Annotated in this window: 22 protein-coding genes; 15 read left to right on the top strand and 7 right to left on the bottom strand. The window is 69.9% G+C overall.

What is annotated here, in order from left to right:
- The first annotated feature begins 293 nt into the window (after positions 1-293).
- From LADH09A_RS10190 to LADH09A_RS10210, 5 genes are all read left to right on the top strand, one after another.
- Positions 294-1,730 carry a TldD/PmbA family protein gene (locus LADH09A_RS10190; protein ID WP_238644636.1) on the top strand — a complete coding sequence of 479 codons (1,437 nt, stop codon included), beginning with the start codon at positions 294-296 and terminating at the stop codon, positions 1,728-1,730.
- Positions 1,731-1,848: 118 nt separating this feature from the next.
- Complete coding sequence (locus LADH09A_RS10195) at positions 1,849-3,246, top strand: TldD/PmbA family protein (protein WP_238644637.1); 1,398 nt, start codon at positions 1,849-1,851, stop codon at positions 3,244-3,246.
- Between the two features lie 243 nt (positions 3,247-3,489).
- On the top strand, positions 3,490-4,296 hold the full coding sequence (gene sdhC / locus LADH09A_RS10200) for a succinate dehydrogenase subunit SdhC (RefSeq protein WP_238644638.1): 807 nt from the start codon (positions 3,490-3,492) through the stop codon (positions 4,294-4,296).
- Between the two features lie 12 nt (positions 4,297-4,308).
- Entirely contained in the window at positions 4,309-6,237 is a 1,929-nt protein-coding gene (locus LADH09A_RS10205) for a fumarate reductase/succinate dehydrogenase flavoprotein subunit (RefSeq protein ID WP_238644639.1), read from the top strand.
- Positions 6,234-7,298, top strand: a complete 1,065-nt coding sequence (locus LADH09A_RS10210; protein ID WP_238644640.1) for a succinate dehydrogenase/fumarate reductase iron-sulfur subunit — start codon at positions 6,234-6,236, stop codon at positions 7,296-7,298. Before LADH09A_RS10205 ends, LADH09A_RS10210 begins: the two co-directional genes overlap by 4 nt.
- A gap of 196 nt (positions 7,299-7,494) precedes the next feature.
- Here the strand turns inward: LADH09A_RS10210 and LADH09A_RS10215 are convergent, their stop codons facing one another.
- Entirely contained in the window at positions 7,495-7,941 is a 447-nt protein-coding gene (locus LADH09A_RS10215; RefSeq protein WP_238644641.1) for a (deoxy)nucleoside triphosphate pyrophosphohydrolase, read from the bottom strand.
- A 183-nt stretch (positions 7,942-8,124) separates the two neighbouring features.
- On the opposite strand from LADH09A_RS10215, the gene LADH09A_RS10220 reads away from it, so the two are divergent.
- On the top strand, positions 8,125-8,433 hold the full coding sequence (locus LADH09A_RS10220) for a 4a-hydroxytetrahydrobiopterin dehydratase (protein ID WP_238644642.1): 309 nt from the start codon (positions 8,125-8,127) through the stop codon (positions 8,431-8,433).
- Here LADH09A_RS10220 and LADH09A_RS10225 read toward each other — a convergent pair.
- A complete protein-coding gene (locus LADH09A_RS10225) occupies positions 8,420-8,869 on the bottom strand; it encodes a VOC family protein (protein WP_238644643.1) in 450 nt (149 codons plus the stop codon). The genes LADH09A_RS10220 and LADH09A_RS10225 overlap by 14 nt on opposite strands.
- A gap of 115 nt (positions 8,870-8,984) precedes the next feature.
- Here LADH09A_RS10225 and LADH09A_RS10230 point away from each other — a divergent pair, with 115 nt between their 5' ends.
- From LADH09A_RS10230 to LADH09A_RS10255, 6 genes are all read left to right on the top strand, one after another.
- Positions 8,985-9,869 carry a LysR family transcriptional regulator gene (locus LADH09A_RS10230; protein WP_238644753.1) on the top strand — a complete coding sequence of 295 codons (885 nt, stop codon included), beginning with the start codon at positions 8,985-8,987 and terminating at the stop codon, positions 9,867-9,869.
- Complete coding sequence (locus tag LADH09A_RS10235; protein ID WP_238644644.1) at positions 9,866-10,621, top strand: class I SAM-dependent methyltransferase; 756 nt, start codon at positions 9,866-9,868, stop codon at positions 10,619-10,621. The genes LADH09A_RS10230 and LADH09A_RS10235 overlap by 4 nt, the downstream gene beginning before the upstream one ends.
- Positions 10,622-10,631: 10 nt before the next feature.
- Entirely contained in the window at positions 10,632-10,994 is a 363-nt protein-coding gene (locus LADH09A_RS10240) for a PH domain-containing protein (RefSeq protein ID WP_030337500.1), read from the top strand.
- 228 nt (positions 10,995-11,222) lie between these two features.
- Positions 11,223-11,954, top strand: coding sequence for a class I SAM-dependent methyltransferase (locus tag LADH09A_RS10245; protein ID WP_238644645.1), 732 nt, complete (start codon positions 11,223-11,225; stop codon positions 11,952-11,954).
- Positions 11,955-12,067: 113 nt separating this feature from the next.
- The gene (locus LADH09A_RS10250) at positions 12,068-12,352 is read left to right on the top strand and encodes a hypothetical protein (RefSeq protein ID WP_238644646.1); all 285 of its coding nucleotides are present in this window, start codon (positions 12,068-12,070) and stop codon (positions 12,350-12,352) included.
- Between the two features lie 81 nt (positions 12,353-12,433).
- Positions 12,434-13,714 carry an MFS transporter gene (locus tag LADH09A_RS10255; protein ID WP_238644647.1) on the top strand — a complete coding sequence of 427 codons (1,281 nt, stop codon included), beginning with the start codon at positions 12,434-12,436 and terminating at the stop codon, positions 13,712-13,714.
- Here LADH09A_RS10255 and LADH09A_RS10260 read toward each other — a convergent pair.
- The 3 genes from LADH09A_RS10260 to LADH09A_RS10270 are packed head-to-tail and all read right to left on the bottom strand — an operon-like array spanning position 13,698 to position 14,949.
- Positions 13,698-14,141: an SRPBCC family protein gene (locus LADH09A_RS10260; protein WP_238644648.1), complete on the bottom strand. Its 444-nt coding sequence runs from the start codon at positions 14,139-14,141 to the stop codon at positions 13,698-13,700. The two genes, LADH09A_RS10255 and LADH09A_RS10260, sit on opposite strands and share 17 nt — an antisense overlap.
- A gap of 2 nt (positions 14,142-14,143) precedes the next feature.
- On the bottom strand, positions 14,144-14,494 hold the full coding sequence (locus tag LADH09A_RS10265; protein WP_308194523.1) for an ArsR/SmtB family transcription factor: 351 nt from the start codon (positions 14,492-14,494) through the stop codon (positions 14,144-14,146).
- On the bottom strand, positions 14,491-14,949 hold the full coding sequence (locus LADH09A_RS10270) for an SRPBCC domain-containing protein (RefSeq protein WP_238644649.1): 459 nt from the start codon (positions 14,947-14,949) through the stop codon (positions 14,491-14,493). The genes LADH09A_RS10265 and LADH09A_RS10270 overlap by 4 nt, the downstream gene beginning before the upstream one ends.
- 115 nt (positions 14,950-15,064) lie before the next feature.
- Between LADH09A_RS10270 and LADH09A_RS10275 the strand changes: the two genes are divergently transcribed.
- From LADH09A_RS10275 to LADH09A_RS10285, 3 genes are read left to right on the top strand one after another with little or no spacing between them, the layout of a single operon-like run.
- Positions 15,065-15,439 carry a VOC family protein gene (locus LADH09A_RS10275; RefSeq protein ID WP_238644650.1) on the top strand — a complete coding sequence of 125 codons (375 nt, stop codon included), beginning with the start codon at positions 15,065-15,067 and terminating at the stop codon, positions 15,437-15,439.
- Between the two features lie 14 nt (positions 15,440-15,453).
- Positions 15,454-16,056 (top strand): NAD(P)H-dependent oxidoreductase, encoded by a 603-nt coding sequence (locus tag LADH09A_RS10280; RefSeq protein WP_238644651.1) that lies wholly within the window; start codon positions 15,454-15,456, stop codon positions 16,054-16,056.
- 39 nt (positions 16,057-16,095) lie between these two features.
- Positions 16,096-16,902, top strand: coding sequence for a nucleotidyltransferase domain-containing protein (locus LADH09A_RS10285; protein WP_238644652.1), 807 nt, complete (start codon positions 16,096-16,098; stop codon positions 16,900-16,902).
- A 282-nt stretch (positions 16,903-17,184) separates the two neighbouring features.
- On the opposite strand, the gene LADH09A_RS10290 is transcribed toward LADH09A_RS10285, so the two are convergent.
- A complete protein-coding gene (locus LADH09A_RS10290; protein WP_238644653.1) occupies positions 17,185-17,415 on the bottom strand; it encodes a hypothetical protein in 231 nt (76 codons plus the stop codon).
- A 173-nt stretch (positions 17,416-17,588) separates the two neighbouring features.
- Positions 17,589-17,984, bottom strand: a complete 396-nt coding sequence (locus tag LADH09A_RS10295) for a hypothetical protein (RefSeq protein ID WP_238644654.1) — start codon at positions 17,982-17,984, stop codon at positions 17,589-17,591.
- Positions 17,985-18,032: the final 48 nt, after the last annotated feature.

Here is an 18,032-nt window from a genome sequence, read left to right on the forward strand (position 1 = left end):
GCGAGAGACAGCAACATCCCCGATGTTGCGCGGATCTTGACGACGGACACCGTCCGCCAGAGACCGGGAGCGGGGTTGAGCGCCCACCGCCGGCAAGGTCACGCTCGAACCAGGATGTAGTGGCATCACCGACGCGCCGATGCCACTACAACCAGGATGTTGCGTGATCTTGCGGCCAGCGAAGCGGGCAGCGCGGCGGGACGAGGCCGGAGCGGGAGCGGCGACGGAGTCTCATTCGGCCGGAGGACCTCGTCCCCTGACGGGTGTCGGGCTGCTGGCCTAGGGTCGGTCGCATGACCGAGTTCGACGCGGCCACCGCCGCCGTCCAGGCCGCCCTCGACGCGGGCGCCCGGTACGCCGACGCGCGGGTGATGCACCGCCGCTACGAGTCGATGACCGCGCGAAACGGCGACGTGGAGGAGCTGACCCAGGACGAGAGCATCGGCATCGGCGTCCGGGCGCTCGTCGGTGCGAGTTGGGGCTTCTACGCCGTACCCGATCTCTCGGACACCGCCGCCCGCGACGCCGGCCGGCGCGCGACGCGGACCGCCATGGCGAGCGGGCGTGTGCCGGGCCCACCGGTCGACCTGGTTCCGGCCGAGGCGGTCACCGCGAGCTGGGCCTCCGGCTGCCAGATCGACCCGCTCGGGGTGCCCCTGTCGAACAAGGGCGACCTGCTGGTCGACGCGACCCGCACGATGGCCGAGCACGGCGCTGACCTGGCCGAGGGGCTGTACCAGATCTGGGACACCTCGAAGTGGTTCGTCTCCAGTGAGGGCCACCGGATCGACCAGCGGATCCGCGAGTGCGGCGGTGGTATCTCCGCCACCTCGATTGGCGACGGCGAGACGCAGCGCCGGTCCTGGCCGAGCTACCGGGGGCAGTACGGCACCACCGGATGGGAGCTGGTCGAGTCGCTCGACCTGGCCGCGCACGCCGCGCAGATCGCCGAGGAGTCCCGGGCGCTGCTCACCGCGCCGCTCTGCCCCTCCGGCGAGACGGATCTGATCCTCGGCGGCGAGCAGTTGGCCCTCCAGATCCACGAGTCGGTCGGGCACGCCATCGAGTTGGACCGGATCCTCGGCTGGGAGGCGGCGTTCGCCGGCACGTCCTGGCTGGATCTGGCGCAGCTCGGCTCGCTGCGCTACGGCTCCGAGCTGATGAACATCACCATCGACCCCACGATCCCCGGCGCACTGGGCAGCTTCGGCTTCGACGACGAGGGCTCCCCGGCGGTCAAGCGGGACGCGGTCCGTGACGGTCGCTGGGTGGGGGTGCTCGCGGGCCGGGACTCCGCCGCCATGGCCAGCCTCGACTACGGCGGCAGCGTACGGGCCGACGGGTGGGCGCGACTGCCGATGGTGCGGATGACCAACGTCGGTCTGGAACCCGGCCCGCACACCCTTGAGGAGATCATCGCGGCCACCGACGACGGCGTGCTGATGGACCTCAACCGGTCCTGGTCGATCGACGACAAGCGGCTCAACTTCCAGTTCGGCTGCGAGGTCGGCTGGGAGATCAAGAAGGGGCGGCGGGGGCGGATGCTGCGCAACCCCACGTACACCGGGATCGGCCCGCTGTTCTGGCGCTCGATGGACATGCTCTCCGGCGAGACGGTCTCCTGGGGCACGCCCAACTGCGGCAAGGGCCAGCCCGGCCAGATCGGCCACACCGGTCACCCGGCCGCGCCGGCCCGGTTCCGCAACGTCCGGGTGGGAGTTTCAGCGTGAGCGCGAGGAGTGAGCCGGGTTTGCGAGCCCCGCAGTCGCGAACGGAAGGCGGCTCAGTGAGCGCGAGGAGTGAGCCGGGTTTGCGAGCCCCGCAGTCGCGAACGAAGGGTGGCTCAGCATGACCGAGTTGGAGCTGGCCGGGCAGGTCGTCGAGCTGGTTCGGCGCCTCGGTGGTCCGGGCGCGCAGGCCGACGTGGTGGTGACCCGGGCGGACCTGGCGCTGACCCGCTTCGCCAACTCGGCGATCCACCAGAACGTCGCGGAGTCGACCGTCGGGGTTCGGCTGCGGTTGCACATCGACGGTCGGACCGCCGCCGGCAGCGGCAGCGTGGTCGCCGCCGACGGGCTGCGCGCGCTGGTGGAACGCACCCTGGCGGCAGCGCGTCTCTGCCCGCCGGATCCGGGCTGGCCGGGCCTGACCGCGCCGACGCCCGTGCCGGCCGCGCCACCCGTGGACGAGGCGACCGCGTACGCCGAGCCGGACCAGCGGGCCGACCGGGTTGGCGCGTTCGTGGCCGCCGCCGGTGGCCTCAGCACCGCTGGCTACTGCCGCACCGCGCACCGCTCGTCGGCGTTCGCCAACTCGGCCGGGCACTCGGCGTACGGCAGTTCGGCGGAGGCGGCGATGGACGGCATCGCACGCAGCGGGGGCGCGGACGGGGTGGCCCGGTTCGCCGCCGACCGGCTCTCCGACCTCGACGGTGCCGAGCTGGGCGCGCACGCCGCGGCCAAGGCGCAGGCGGCGGCCGACCCGGTCGAGCTGCCGCCGGGGCGCTACGAGGTGGTGTTCGAGCCGGCCGCCGTGGCGGACCTGTTGCAGAACCTGTCCTTCTACGGCTTCAACGGCAAGCGGTACGCCGAGCGGCAGTCCTTCGCCGAGCCGGGGGCGGCCCAGTTCGACCGGGCGGTGACCCTGGTGGACGACCCGCTGGGCGCGTCCGGCCTGCCGTTCGACGCGGAGGGCACCGCGCGAGGGGCGCTGACCCTCATCGAGGCGGGCACCACCCGAGCGGTAGCCCACGATCGTCGGACGGCGGCCGACGCGGGTACCCAGTCCACCGGGCACGCGGTCGCCGGTGGCGCCACCTGGGGCCCGATGGCCCGCAACCTGCGGCTGTCCGGCGCGACCGCCGGCCCGGCCAGTGCGACCGGCCGGAGCACCACCGGAGCGGCGGCCGGAGCGGTCGTCGACGCGGACACCGCCGCACTCGTCACCGGCGTACGCCGGGGGCTGCTGGTCAGCGACCTCTGGTACACCCGGGTGCTCGACCCGAAGAGCCTGGTCGTCACCGGGTTGACCCGCAACGGTGTCTGGCTCATCGAGGACGGCGTTGTCGTGCGGGCGGTCCGCGACCTGCGGTTCACCGAGTCGTACCCGCGGGCGTTGGGGCCCGGGGCCGTACTCGGGCTGGGAGCGCGGGCGGTGCGTCAACCGGATCGGGTGGACGGTGCATGGTGGTCGGCGCCCTCGGTGCGGCTGGCGTCCTGGCACTTCACCGGGGGCGCCTCGGGCTGACGGCGGCGATGTGCGCGACGATCCGTCGTGTCGGGGTATTTCCGCAGGCCAGACACTCGGGACACTCCCTTGCGCGGACGGCTCGCAGAGATCGGCGTAACGTGTGTCACTTAGCTGCGTCGGTCGATCCGGCGTGGTCGTTGGTGTGCGCATGACGTGGCAGCGGGTGCGGGTTCGCCGGTCCGCGTGCCGACCGGAGGAAGATCCGCCCGCCCGTACGGGCCCGTCGAGGAGACGACTCGAATGACTTCAACGGCAACGAGGCCGCGGGGAGCGCGGGCGCGCGCCGCGATCGCGGCGAAGACGTTGCGTACCGACCGCTGGTGGTTCGCCCCGCTGATCACCGTGATCGGGCTCAGCGCCTGGGTCGCGTACGCGACGGTCCGGGTCTTCATGCACGACTTCTACTGGGTCGCGGATTACCACTACCTGACCCCGTTCTACTCGCCCTGTGTCACCGAGCGGTGCATCGAGGGCGCCTCGCACTTCGGCCGGTTCCTGCCCGGCTGGTGGATCATCCCGGACGCGGCGCTGACCCTGCCGTTCCTGCTGCTGTTCCGGCTGACCTGCTACTACTACCGCAAGGCCTACTACCGGTCGTTCTGGCTGTCGCCGCCGGCCTGCGCCGTCCCGGACGGCCACAAGGAGTACGGCGGTGAGACCCGCTTCCCGCTTCTCGGTCAGAACCTGCACCGCTACTTCTTCTACGCCGCCGCGATCATCTCGCTGATCAACACCTGGGACGCGATCCTCGCCTTCCACTCGCCCAAGGGCTTCGGCTTCGGGCTCGGCAACATCATCCTGCTGCTCAACGTGGTGATGCTGTGGGCGTACACGATCTCCTGCCACTCCTGCCGGCACATCATCGGCGGCCGGCTCAAGCACTTCTCCAAGCACCCGGTGCGGTACAAGGCCTGGACGTTCGTCTCGGCCCTGAACGTCCGCCACATGCAGCTCGCCTGGATCACCCTCGGCACCCTGGCGCTGGCCGACTTCTACATCATGGCGCTCGCGGCCGACTGGTTCTCCGACCTGCGGTTCATCAACTAAAGGGCCCCTGACATGACCACAACCACTCGCATCGAACGACACCACTACGACGTCGTCGTCATCGGGGCCGGCGGCGCCGGTCTGCGCGCGGCGATCGAGGCCCGGCTCGCCGGCAAGAAGACCGCGATCATCTCCAAGTCGCTCTTCGGCAAGGCGCACACGGTGATGGCCGAGGGCGGCGCGGCCGCCGCGATGGGCAACGTGAACAGCCGGGACAACTGGCAGGTGCACTTCCGCGACACCATGCGCGGCGGCAAGTTCCTGAACAACTTCCGGATGGCCGAGCTGCACGCGAAGGAGTCGCCGCAGCGGATCTGGGAGTTGGAGACGTACGGTGCGCTCTTCGACCGCACCAAGGACGGCAAGATCTCGCAGCGCAACTTCGGTGGCCACGAGTACCCGCGCCTGGCGCACGTGGGCGACCGGACGGGCCTGGAGCTGATCCGCACCCTCCAGCAGAAGATCGTGTCGCTCCAGCAGGAGGACCAGCGGGAGTTCGGCTCGTACGACGCCCGGATCAAGGTGTTCTCCGAGACCACGATCACCGAGCTGCTGCTCGACGGTGACCGGGTGGCCGGCGCGTTCGGCTACTACCGCGAGTCGGGCGAGTTCATCCTCTTCGAGGCACCGGCCGTCGTGCTGGCCACCGGCGGTGTCGGACGCTCCTACAAGGTCACCTCGAACTCCTGGGAGTACACCGGGGACGGGCACGCGTTGGCGCTGCGCGCCGGGGCGACGCTGATCAACATGGAGTTCCTCCAGTTCCACCCGACCGGCATGGTCTGGCCGCCCTCGGTGAAGGGCATCCTGGTCACCGAGTCGGTACGTGGTGACGGTGGCGTCCTGAAGAACTCCGACGGCAAGCGGTTCATGTTCGACTACGTCCCCGACGTCTTCCGCAAGCAGTACGCGGAGACCGAGGAGGAGGCGGATCGCTGGTACACCGACCCGGACAACAACCGGCGTCCGCCGGAGCTGCTGCCCCGCGACGAGGTGGCCCGCGCGATCAACAGCGAGGTCAAGGCCGGCCGGGGCTCCCCCGCCGGTGGTGTCTTCCTGGACATCGCGAGCCGCCGCTCGTCCGAAGAGATCCGCCGCCGGCTGCCGTCGATGTACCACCAGTTCAAGGAGCTGGCCGACGTCGACATCACCGCCGAGCCGATGGAGGTCGGGCCGACCTGCCACTACGTGATGGGTGGTGTCGAGGTGGACCCGGATTCGGGTGCCGCCTTCGGCCACGTACGCGGGCTGTTCGCCGCCGGTGAGGTCTCCGGCGGCATGCACGGCTCCAACCGACTGGGCGGCAACTCCCTGTCCGACCTGCTGGTCTTCGGCAAGCGGGCGGGCGGTCACGCGGCCAGCTACGCCGACGGGCTCGCCGCTCGGCCGAAGGTGGCAGTGGACGCGGTCGAGGCTGCCGTGGAGACCGCGCTCGCCCCGCTCCAGCGCGACACCGGCGAGAACCCGTACACCCTTCAGCAGGACCTCCAGGCGGTCATGGGCGACCTGGTCGGCATCATCCGGCGGGAAGGCGAACTGGCCGACGCCCTGGTGCGACTGGCCGAGCTGCGTGAGCGGGTCGCCAAGGTGAGCGCGTTCGGCGGCCGGCGCTACAACCCGGGCTGGCACCTGGCCCTGGACCTGCGCAACATGCTGGTGGTCTCGGAGTGCACCGCGAAGGCGGCGCTGGAGCGGCAGGAGTCGCGCGGCGGGCACACCCGGGAGGACTACCCGGCGATGGAGCCGAAGTGGCGCCAGGTCAACCTGGTCTGCTCGCTGGACGGCGACAACGTACGGCTGACCCGTAAGCCGCTGCCGAAGATGCGGCCGGAGCTGATCGGCCTCTTCGACCGCGCCGAGCTGGGCAAATACCTCACCGACGAGGAGCTGGCCGACTTCGACGCCCTCGTCGCCGACGCCGGAGAGGCGGACAACCGATGAGCGCGAAGCGTCAGTTCCGGATCTGGCGGGGCGACGAGACCGGCGGGGACCTGCAGGACTACATGGTGGAGGTGAACGAGGGCGAGGTGGTCCTCGACGTCATCCACCGCCTGCAGGCCACCGACGCGCCCGACCTGGCCTGCCGGTGGAACTGCAAGGCCGGCAAGTGCGGCTCCTGCTCCATGGAGATCAACGGCAAGCCGCGGCTGGGTTGCATGACCCGGATGTCGACCTTCGGCGACGAGGAGACCGTCACGGTCACCCCGCTGCGGACCTTCCCGGTCATCCGGGACCTGGTCACCGACGTCTCGTTCAACTACGAGAAGGCGCGGGAGACGCCGGCGTTCGCCCCACCGGCGGACGTCGCCCCGGGTGACTACCGGATGCAGCAGGTCGACGTCGAGCGCTCGCAGGAGTTCCGCAAGTGCATCGAGTGCTTCCTGTGCCAGACGGTCTGCCACGTGATCCGCGACCACGAGGAGAACAAGCAGGCGTTCTCCGGCCCGCGGTACTTCATCCGGGCGGCCGAGCTGGACATGCACCCGCTGGACGCTCGGACGGACCGCAAGGAGTACGCACAGGCCGAACAGGGCCTCGGTTTCTGCAACATCACCAAGTGCTGCACCGAGGTCTGCCCCGAGCACATCAAGATCACTGACAACGGGATCATCCCCATGAAGGAACGAGTCGTCGACCGCAGGTACGATCCCCTTGTGTGGCTTGGTAGCAAGATCTTCCGTCGGGGCGAGACGCCCCAGACCAGCGTGACCACCGCCCGTCAGGGCTCGGCGACGCCGGGCTCAGCCCGTGGTGGGGTGCACTCGCATGCGGGTGGCTCCCACGACCCGCAGGCTGAGGCGCAGGCGCAGAGCGGCGTCAACTGGCACCGGGAGGTGCCCCACCCGACCGCTCCGGCGGTGGACGACCGGGGCAGGCTTCCGCTGACCGAGCTCACCTTCGACCGGGCCGCCGCGCCGTCGCCGTTCGGTGACGACGTGACCTTCCCGCTGCCTCCGGAGCACCTCAACTTCGCGCACCCGGACCAGGACGACAAGCACTAGAACCGACAACGACAACGGGGGCCGCGGCGAAAGCCACGGCCCCCGTCCGCATACCCCCACCCACCCTGCCCTGCCCCACCCTGCCCCACCCACGCCCGCCCCCGGTGATCAAGAGGTTTCGGTCATCAGAAGGCGTGATCGTGACCGAAACCTCTTGATCACCGAGGGCTAGGGCCGACAGGTGGCGCGGGAGGCGCTAGCGGCCCGGGGTTTTCAGGAGGGGGCGGAGGGCTGTGACGATGGGGGCGTCGGCGGGGAGCCAGGTGACCGAGTCCAGTTCGTCGGCGGTGAGCCAGCGCAGCGCCTCGTGTTCCAGGGCCTGGGGCTCGTCGTGGTCGAGCAGGCGGGCCGCGTACACCTTGAGCACCGAACGGCCGTGTGCCATCCGTACGTCCCGGCCGACCCGGTCGCCGATCTCGACGCGTACGGCCAGCTCCTCGGCGCACTCCCGGACCAGCGCGTCGACCTCGGCCTCTCCGGGCTCGACCTTTCCGCCGGGAAACTCCCACATTCCCGCCACTTCGGGCGGGGCGGATCGCGCACAGGCGAGCACCCGCCCGTCCCGAATTATCGCCGCGCCGACGATCACCTTCAGGTCCCGTCGTTCGACCTGCCCGCCACCATTCGCCCGTTCGGTCCGCACGGGCGTCCAGGGTGCCAGATCAATCGGCGGTTTGGGTACCGTAGCCGTCCGCTAGGCCAACAGAACACGGAAGTGTGGGCGTGGACACCCCTTCCGCGCGGCGAGAGACTAGAGGACACCGACAAGACACGGGATGGCGACGATTTGGCCACAAGCCGGCAACGGCGCTTGGGGGGTGCGGTGATGCGCGTGCTGTTCAACAGCAGAGCCAAGCACGACTACCTTGCCGACGCGTTGACCTTGCTGTCTGGTTGGACACGCGAGGGGGAGCAGATCCGACGGACGCTCGCGATCGACGATACCCAACACGCGGCACTAACTGAACGGGTCAAGGTCGTCGCGGATGCGCTGCACCTTCGCCCCGAGATCAGCCGCCGGTCCGACAGCACCCAGATCCGGGTCGGGCACGGCAACGGTGAGCCGCTGACCGAGGGTGAGGTGCTGTTGGCTGCCCGCATCGAGGACGCGTACCGGGCGGTCACCGAGGCCTGACGTCCGCCTCGGAAACGACCTCCGCGTCCTGCGGGTACCAGCGCAGCTCCACCGAGTTGCCGTCCGGGTCCTGCACGTAGACGGAGGTCGCCGACCCCCGGGCGCCGAACCGCCCGACCGGCCCGGTCAGCACCGTGAAGGTTCCGGAGTCGACCACCCGGGCCCAGTCCAGCGGTGCCACCACCAGGCAGAAGTGGTCGACGTTCGTGCCCTGCCGATCGCCCCGGACGAGGTCGATGATGCTGCCGTGGCTGATCCGCACGGACGGGAACGGGACAGCGCCCGCGCGCCACTCGTCGACCCGCACCGGTGCCAGGCCGAGCCGACCGCAGTAGAAGTCCAGTGCCCGTTCCACGTCGGCGACGGTCAGCACCAGGTGGTCGAAACCGGTCACCCGTACCGCGCTGACGTCCGTTCGGTGTTCGTCGATACTCATGTCGCAGCCCTTCGCTCGGTGTTGCCTGCCGCGTTCACGATCCGCTGACCGCAACCCGCGACCAAGAGCCGATCTGGCTACGATCGTTGCCCACAGGTCAACGATGGGGGCGGACGTGCTGGAGCGGTACGAGGTCGAGACGTTCCTGACCCTCGCCGAGGAACTGCACTTCGGCCGCACAGCCGAGCGGCTGACCGTCAGCACCGGCCGGGTCAGCCATGTGATCAAGAAGCTGGAACGCCGGGTCGGCGCACCGCTGTTCGCCCGCACCAGCCGGGTCGTCCGGCTCACCCCGATCGGCCGGCAACTCGCCGACGAGCTGGCCCCACTGGTTGCCGGGATGGACGAGGCCGTCCGCCGCGCCGTCGACGCCGGCCGGGGCGTCACCGGGACGCTACGGGTGGCGTTCCTCGGCGAGTGGACCGCGCCGGTGCTGCTGCGGGCCGTGGCCCTGTTCACCGAGCGGCATCCCGACTGCCAGGTCGAGGTGCGGGAGGCGCAGCTGGCCAACACCCGGTCCGGCCTCCTGGACGGCTCCACCGACGTCCTCATCGCCTCGTTCCCCTTCGACGGGATGGCCACCGGCCCGGCGCTGCTGGCCGAGGAGCGGGCGCTGGCGGTCGCGGCGGGTCACCCGCTCACCCGGGCACGCTCGGTGTCGCTGGAGGTGCTCGCCGACCACCCGGTGGTGCAGTACCCGGCAGTGACCTCGATGGAGTTCAAACGGGACCGCACACCGGAGCGCACCCCGAGCGGCCGGCCGATTCCGAAGGGTCCCGCCGGGAACACCTTCTCCGAGATGTTGTCCCTGGTCGCACTGGGCCGGGGCGTCCTGCCGGTGGGCGAGCACACACGGCGCTACTACCCCCGCCCCGACGTGGCGTACGTGCCCATCCACGACGCGCCACCGATCGAGCGCGGGCCGGTCTGGTTGCCCAGCAACACCACCTCCCGGGTACGCGAGTTCGTCCGCGCCGCGACCGACGCGAACGCCCGATGAGGCACGGCGAGTTCCGCCACCACCGGCTGGTGCAGGTGTACGACGCGGAGTGCCAGTGGGGGCCGGACGACGACTTCTTCCGGGCGGTGGTCGACGAGACCCCGGCTGCCCGGGTTCTCGACCTCGGCTGCGGCACCGGCCGGTTGACCGTCGCCCTCGCCTCAGCCGGCCACCGCGTCACCGGTGTGGACCCCGCCGCTGCGTCCCTCGCCGCCGCCCGTGCCAGACCGGGTGCCGAACAGGTGACCTGGATCGAGGGCACCTCGGCGCTGCTCCCGAGTCGGGCGTTCGACGTGGCGGTGCTGACCAGCCACGTCGCGCAGTTCGTCGTCGACGACGCGGAGTGGACGCGTACCCTGGCCGACCTGCGCCGGGCGCTCGTGCCCGGCGGCCGGCTGGTGTTCGACGCCCGCGACCCCGCGGACCGCCGCTGGGAGCGGTGGAACCCGGTGGATTCGGAGCGTCGGGTCACGCTGCCGGACGGCGGCGAGGTCCGCGCGTGGACCAGGGTCACCGGGGTACGCGACGGAGTGGTCGACTTCACCCACCACTACCACTTCGCCGACGGCGAGGATCTGGTCAGCTCGGCGACCCTGCGCTTCCGCACCGAGGCCGAGCTGCGCAGCTCTCTGACCAGGGCAGACTTCGTCGTGGACCGCGTCTACGGCGGTTGGCGTCACGAACCGGTCGGTCACGGCGACGGCGAGTTCGTGGTCATCGCCCACGCTGGGTCGCTGGCACCGGTTTTCTAGCCTGGATCACATGGCGAACATCGCGTACGACCGCAAAGAGCAGGTCCAGCAGATTGAGAGTGGCCTTCTCGAGGGTGAGCAGATCATCGCCGTCTACGACGCCGTCGGCACCGGCACCGGGTTCATCGGGCTGACCGACCGCCGCGTGATCATCCAGGACCGGTCCTTCGTCGGGAAGCGGTTCGCGATCACCAGCATCCCGTACTCGAAGATCACCAGCGTGAGTGTGGTCAGCAACAAGTCCTGGGGTGGCTCGTTCTTCTCCACCGGTGCGATCGCGATCCACGTCGGCACGCACACCTACGAGGTGGAGTTCCGTGGCGCGCAGAAGAGCCACCACGTGCACAACGTGATCCTGCACCACATCTCCTGACCGTTCGGCCCGCCGTCGGCCCGGCCGGCGTAATTGCCTTGCCGGGCCCGCGGCGTCTCTGGTGTCCTCGGTCGACTGCCACGCGAAGGGAGCAGCGCCATGCCCAACACGACGAAGTACCTCCGACCCGACGTCAATCGCACCGAGGAATCGAGACTTCGTGAGCAGATCTGTCGCCCCGACCACGGCGCCGCTTTGCGCCACTGACACCAACCCCGGAGGCCGCTGATGTCGGTCTTCGACGATCCCGGCCTCTTCGGCCGGCTCTGGGCCGCCGACTACGACGGCCCCGGCAACCCCGACCCGGCGCCGGCGGTGGACTTCCTGGCCGATCTGGCCGACGGGGGTCCGGTTCTCGAACTGGCGATCGGCACCGGCCGGGTCGCACTGCCGCTGGCCGCGCGCGGTCTCACCGTGCACGGTGTCGAGGCGTCCGAGGAGATGCTGGCGCAGTTGCGGGCCAAGCCGGGCGGAGACCAGATCCCGGTCGTCGTCGCCGACATGGCGGACGTACCGGTCAAGGGCGAGTTCCGGCTCGCGTACCTGGTCTTCAACACGCTGTTCAACCTGGTGGACGCCGAGCGGCAGGCGGACTGCTTCCGCAACGTCGCCCGCGTGCTGTCGCCCGGCGGCGCGTTCGTCATCGAGACGTTCGTGCCCGACCCGCGCTCCTTCGACTCCGACGAGCAGGTGCAGGTGCGGGCCGTGACCGAGGACTCCGCGACGATCCGGCTGCACAGGTACGACCGGCCGGCGCAGCGGTTCATCCGGCAGACCATCACCTTCGACAGTGACGGTGTGCACCTGAAGCCGTTCGCCATGCGGTACGCCTGGCCACACCAGATCGACGCGATGGCGCAGCAGGCGGGGCTCAAGCTCACCGAGCGGTACGCCGACTGGCAGCGGCGACCGTTCCGTGCCGACAGCCCGTCGCACATCTCCGTCTACCGGGCGGAGTAACGGCGGCTGATCGACTCCGGTCCCCGAGGGCATGGGCGTGGATGTGTCACTGTGGGCACGACGCCCTGCCACGAGGGGCCGGGGTCGATCTCCGCCAGCGAGAGCGAGTGCCCATGATGTTCAAACGAGCCGATCTGGCCGTCCTGGCGCTGGCGCTCGGCCTGCTGATCGTCGGCTACATCCTGCGGGAGGACGCGCACGGCACGGCCGAAACGGTCGGCCGGGTGCTGGTGCCCCTCGGCTACATCTGCGGCATCATCGCCGGTATCGGCCCGGCTCGCCGCGCCAAGCGCGAGAACAACCGCCTACGTGCGGCACTGCTCGGCGGCGACACCGCGCCCGCAGCAGACGAGCGCCCTGCCGGGCCTCGCGCCGAGGACGCCCACCCGGACCGGTAGTCCGGTCGTTTCGCGTTCGGCTGATTCTGCTGCCAGCAGTCTCACCTAGTGCGCCGGACCCGCGCCGGGTGAGCTGGCAGCATGCCAACGAACGCCGTCCGTTTTCCACGCTCCTCGCCGTACTGGCCGGTGGTCAGTCACCCCCAGCTCCGGCGCGTCCTGCCCGGGCTCGCCGTGTCCGCTTTGGGCGACGGCATGGCGGTGGTCGCGGTGACCTGGCTCGCCATCCAACTCGCCCCGCACGGTCAGCGCGGCATCTGGATCGCGGCGGCCATGGCGGCGTACACCCTGCCCAGCGCGGCCGGGACGGTCATCTTCGGCAGGCTGCTGCGCGGGCGCGGCGGCGCACAGCTCGCCGGTTGGGACGCGATCCTGCGGGCCTGCGCGCTCGCGGCGATCCCCCTCGCCCACCTCTCCGGTGTGCTCACCGTCGGGCTGTACGTCGCCCTGCTGGCCGCGTCGGCGTTGCTGCACTCGTGGGGTTCCGCCGGCCGGTTCACCCTGATCGCCGAGCTGTTGCCGCAGCAGCACCATCTGCCGGCGAATGCCGTGCTCAGCACCATCGGAGGGTTCGCCACCATCGTCGGCCCGCCACTGGCGGGCATCCTGATCGGCTGGGCGGGGCCGGTGTGGGTGATCGCCATCGACGCCGCCACCTTCGCCGCGCTGGCTCTCACGTACCGTCTCGCCCTTCCCGCCCAAGGCGGACCCGCGCGATCGGAGCGCGGCGCTTCGCGAACGGCAGGCTTCGCGGTCATCCGTCAGAACCCCGCCCTGTTCGGCCTTCTGGTGCTGAGTCTCGGGTTCTTCTTCCTCTTCGGACCGGTGTACGTGGCGGTGCCGATCCACATCACCGACGACCTGCACGCCTCCGCGACGCTGCTCGGCGCCTACTACACCGCGTTCGGCATCGGCGGTCTCGTCGGAGGTCTGGTCGCCGGTCACCTACGCCGCTGGCCACTGCGAGCCACCACCATCGGCATCGTCGTCGCGTTCGGCGTCGCCATGCTGCCGCTCGGCCTGGGCGTACCCGTCGGGGTGTCGTTGCCGGCGTTCGCCCTGGCGGGCCTCATCTGGGCGCCGTACATGTCCACGTCGATGGCGCTGTTCCAGCGCAGCACGTCGACCGCCCAGCTGCCCGCGGTGCTCGCCACGAACGGTGCCATCCTCGTGCTGGCGGTGCCACTGGGCACCATGCTGGGCGGCCCGCTGGTGGGGGCCGTCGGCCCCCGACCGACGCTGCTGCTCTGCGCCGTGGCGATCGTGGCCCTCGGCCTGATCGCCGGGGGGTTCGCGCTCACGCGACGGAGCACGCGAACCCGCGACGATCAGGCCGTCACCGAGGTCAGTGCCCGTCGCTGATCTGGACGTCGTCCGGCGCCGGCCGGCCACGCCCCGTCTCCACCAGCGCCTTGAGACTCATCAGGAACGTCGCCCACTTGGTGCCGCACTGGTGCATGAGCTCGGTCGGCTCGCGCCAGCCCTCGTGGGTGAACTGGACGATCGTGTACCTGCCACGCCGTTCGAGACGCCAGTCGATCTCGGTGCCGACCCATTCGGCGGGGCCGTCGGTGACCCGCCACCGCACCCGGCCGGCCGGGTCCAGCTCCAGGATGTCCAGGTCGAACCCGCCGTCGTCGCCGAACCGGACGGCCAACCGTCCGCCGACCTCGCTCTTGCCGGTCGTGTCGACCGACCACCAGCCGGCGACGCCCTCGGGAGTTGCCACCGCTCGGTAGGCATCGTCGAGCGGAGCGACGACGCCGACCTGGTGCAGGATGCTGACCATTGTCATTCTCCTTCGTTGGTGTGGCGGTTGCGCTCGATCGCCTCGGCGATCCGCTTGATCCGGCGGAGTCGGGCGTCCCAGGTGGAGCCCACCGCCGACAACTGCGCGACGGCGCGGGCGAGCTGCGCCTCGTCGACCTGGTAGTGACGCTCGCGACCGGCCGACTCGGCATGGATCAGCCCGACCCGGTCCAGGACGGCCAGGTGCTTGGAGACGGCCTGCCGGGTGACGGGCAGCCGCCTGCTCAGCGACGTCGCGGTGCCCGGCCCGTCGGAGAGCAGAAGATCGATCATCGTACGACGGGTGGGGTCACCGATCGCGGACCACAGCTCGTCGTCGACCGCCGTACTCACGGGGTGGAGACCAGCCGCGCGACGTACGCGCCCAGCCTGGGCATGTAGTGGTCCCACCCGTTCTCGTGGTCCTGGTACTGCGCCTCCAGCACGGCGACCTCCCAGCCCATCTCGCGGAACCCGGTCTCGGTCATCCGGATCTGCGTCCCCGTGGCGTCGGGGACCAGGTCGAAGGTGACGAGCAGCGCCTGCCCACCGCGGTCCGGCTCGGTGAAGGACCACCGGAAGGAGAATCGCTTTGGCGGGTCGACCTCGACGACGGCGAGCGCGACGGTCGTCGTCTCGCCGGTGTCGGCGTTGCGCCACACCAGGTCGCCGGGTGCGCCTGCGACCGACTCGAACCGCGCGTCGTCGGGCCACCACTCCCGCATGTGCTCGGGCTGGCTGACCACCTCGAAGACCACCTCGGGTGACGCGTCGACGTGGATGTCGCGTTCGATGGTTCCCTGCTCCATGAGCCTCAACCTTTCGCAACCTTTGGTTGCACTCAACCTACGACAGCCCGCGCCTTCGCGCAACCTTTAGTTGCATGTCGCGGTCGCGTCGTACCCGGGGCGCACAATGCGGTGCATGTCTGAGCCATCGCCGCACCGGCACCACGCCATCGACTACGTCGAGTTCACCGTGACCAACCTCGCCGAGGCCAAGCGCTTCTACGCCGACGCGTTCGGCTGGGAGTTCAACGACTACGGGCCGGCGTACGCCGGCATCCGCAGCCCGCACGCCGACTCCGCGGCCGAGGTCGGCGGTCTCCGCGAGGATCAGGACGTCCGGGCGGGCGGCCCACTGGTGCTGCTCTACTCGGCCGACCTCGACCGCTCCGTCCAGGCCGTCAAGGAGGCCGGCGGGCAGGTGGTGAACGGTCCGTACGAGTTCCCCGGTGGCCGCCGGTTCCACTTCACCGACCCCAGCGGCAACGAGCTGGGCGTCTGGGCCGAGCAATAAGGGGACGCGCGCCCGTGCACACCCTGTTGGTAACCGTGCATCCGGAGCCCGGGTCCCTCACGCACCACACGGTTCGGCAGCTTGCGGCGGCGCTGCGCCCGGGCTCGGTCGAGGTCGCCGACCTGGCAAAGGAGGAATTCGACCCGAGGTTCGGTGTGGCCGACCGTCGGGCATACCAGCAGCGTGGCGAGCCTCCGCCCGACGTCCGCCGCGAGCAGCAGCGCCTCGATCGCGCCACCGACCTCGTGCTGGTCTTCCCGGTCTACTGGTGGTCGATGCCGGCGCTGCTCAAGGGATGGATCGACCGTGTCTTCATCAACGGATGGGCCTTCGACTACGCCCCCTCCACCGGCATCCGACCGAGGCTGCAACGGCTTACCACCCACCTGCTCCCCATCGCCGGCGACGACGCCGGCCTCTACGAACGCCACGGGTACGGGCAGGCGCTGCGGACGCAGATCGAACACGGGATCGTGGACTACTGCGGCAGCCGCCGAGGTGTCACCGCCTTCGTGCACGAGTCCGAGCAGGACGACTTCTCTGCCACAGCGCGAGAGGTCGACCAAGCCGTAGCCATGGTCAGAAACGCCATCTCCGTACCACTCGACGCCCGTTAACCGGTTCGCGGGAATCAGGTGCTCCGGCAGAGTGGCCGCATGGTCGGGAAGGGATTGGACGTCGACGGGACGATCGCCCGCGAAGGTGCGCTGAGTCGCGTCCCAGACGCGTTCGCTGGCGTCGTTGCCGCAGCACGTGCGCGGACAGTCGATGCTTTCGGTGACGGTCGGCTGCACAGTGCCTACGTCTACGGCAGCATCCCGCGCGGCACCGCCAGGCTCGGGATTTCCGATCTCGACCTGCTGCTTGCCCTGCACACCGAACCGACCGAGGCCGACCGGCTGGATGCGGCGAGGATCGAGCAGGCACTCGACCAGGCCTTCGACCAGATCGACGGCGTGGGCATCCTGCTGTTCAGCAGACGCACATTGCTCAGCGAGCTCGAACGCCATGATCTCGGCTTCTTCGTCGCCTGCCTTTGCACTCCACTGCTCGGCGACGACCTCGCCGACGAACTCCCCCGTTACCGGCCCACTGCTCTGCTCGCCCGGGAGACGAACGGCGACCTGTCATTGGCGCTCCCGGAGTGGGGCAGGCAGGCAGCCAGGGCGACCACTGACAACAAACGCAAAAGCCTCAGCAGGCTCGCCGCTCGTCGCATCGTCAGGACGGGATTCACTCTGGTCATGCCTCGTTGGGGAGGTTGGACGAGCGACCTCACCGAGTGCGCCGAGGCGTTTGGTATCTACTACCCAGCACGCGCCGAGCAGATGCTCGGGGCTGCCCGGATCGGCCGTGCACCGTCGGCGGATCCGGCTGTCCTACGCGAACTCCTCGACGACCTGGGGCCATGGCTTGCAGCGGAGTACGCCGCCGTACATGGCTTGAAGGCCGTCCGTCCCTGACGTCGCAGCAGGCCCCGGGGAAGGCACGAACTTCGGCGGCACCAACGTCGGATGCCGTCCGCGAGCGGCCGCTGCTGCCGCGTCGGTCGGCCAACACGACGGGGCCGGGCGGGGCGGGGCGGGGCCGGGCGTCTGACTTCATCTCGACCGGGGTCATCCGCTCTCTTGAGCGTGATGCCTGTGAGTCATCTTGATGACTCACAGGCATCACGCTGAACCGAGCGGTGCCATCCAACCGGGGACGGCGGTCCGCCTGACTCTGCCGTCAGGGTTGGCGGTCAGTCACCCTCCATCGGCTTGCGAACGCTGCCGCCGACGCAGCAGCAAGGCCGATATCAGATAGGCAGCGCCGAGCAGTGCCGTCAGGAGCCCGATGATCAAAGACCAGCCGATCGGCTCACCGATGGCAGCTACAGCGCGCGCCACGCCAAGGAAGATCCAGATGCCTCCCAGGATGAACCCACCCTTTGGCGTCTTCGTTGTCTGCCACCATGGATTCTTGCCCCGTCCCATCCGAGGCAGTTTGCCACTGACGCGGTGCTTCGGCACCAGCGAGCCGCTCGCCTGGCGCGTGACCTTCGGCCTGGCCCGGCCGACACGGTCAGGGTCGAGATGCCCATACCGCCAGGTCTCCGCCCGGCAGGCTCACGACCAGCATCCCGTTGGGCCCGGTCGCGTGGGAGCCGTCACCGTAGACGGTTCGCCTTCGCGGCCTGGATGGCCCAGACGTTGGCGAAAAGAAGGCCGCCCACTAGTCCAGCAAAGAGTGCGCCTCCCCCGCCAGTCATGCCGGTCACCTTGAAAAAGATCCAGGCGGCCACGGCAACCACTGCCGAAGTGATGCCGAGCCCTGCTGGAATCCCCTTGCCGGAAAGCCATCGCCGCATTCCGACGACTATCAATGACGACCCGATCAGCAGACCCGCAAGCAGACACAGCGCTGATGTAAGGGCCTGTGCGGACCTTGCGGTCACTGCGACTCCGAAAGCGATCGCGACCAGGCCAACTGCTAGGGACATCGGCCCCGCTCCACGCGGCCACGCACGATCATCGCGATGCGGAACCTGCTCGGCTTCGGTCACGGCCGCGATACTGCCATAGCGACTGATCACGTGCGGACGCTGGCGGGC

It is taken from the genome of Micromonospora cabrerizensis (genome assembly GCF_022230955.1).
Lineage (GTDB): Bacteria > Actinomycetota > Actinomycetes > Mycobacteriales > Micromonosporaceae > Micromonospora > Micromonospora cabrerizensis.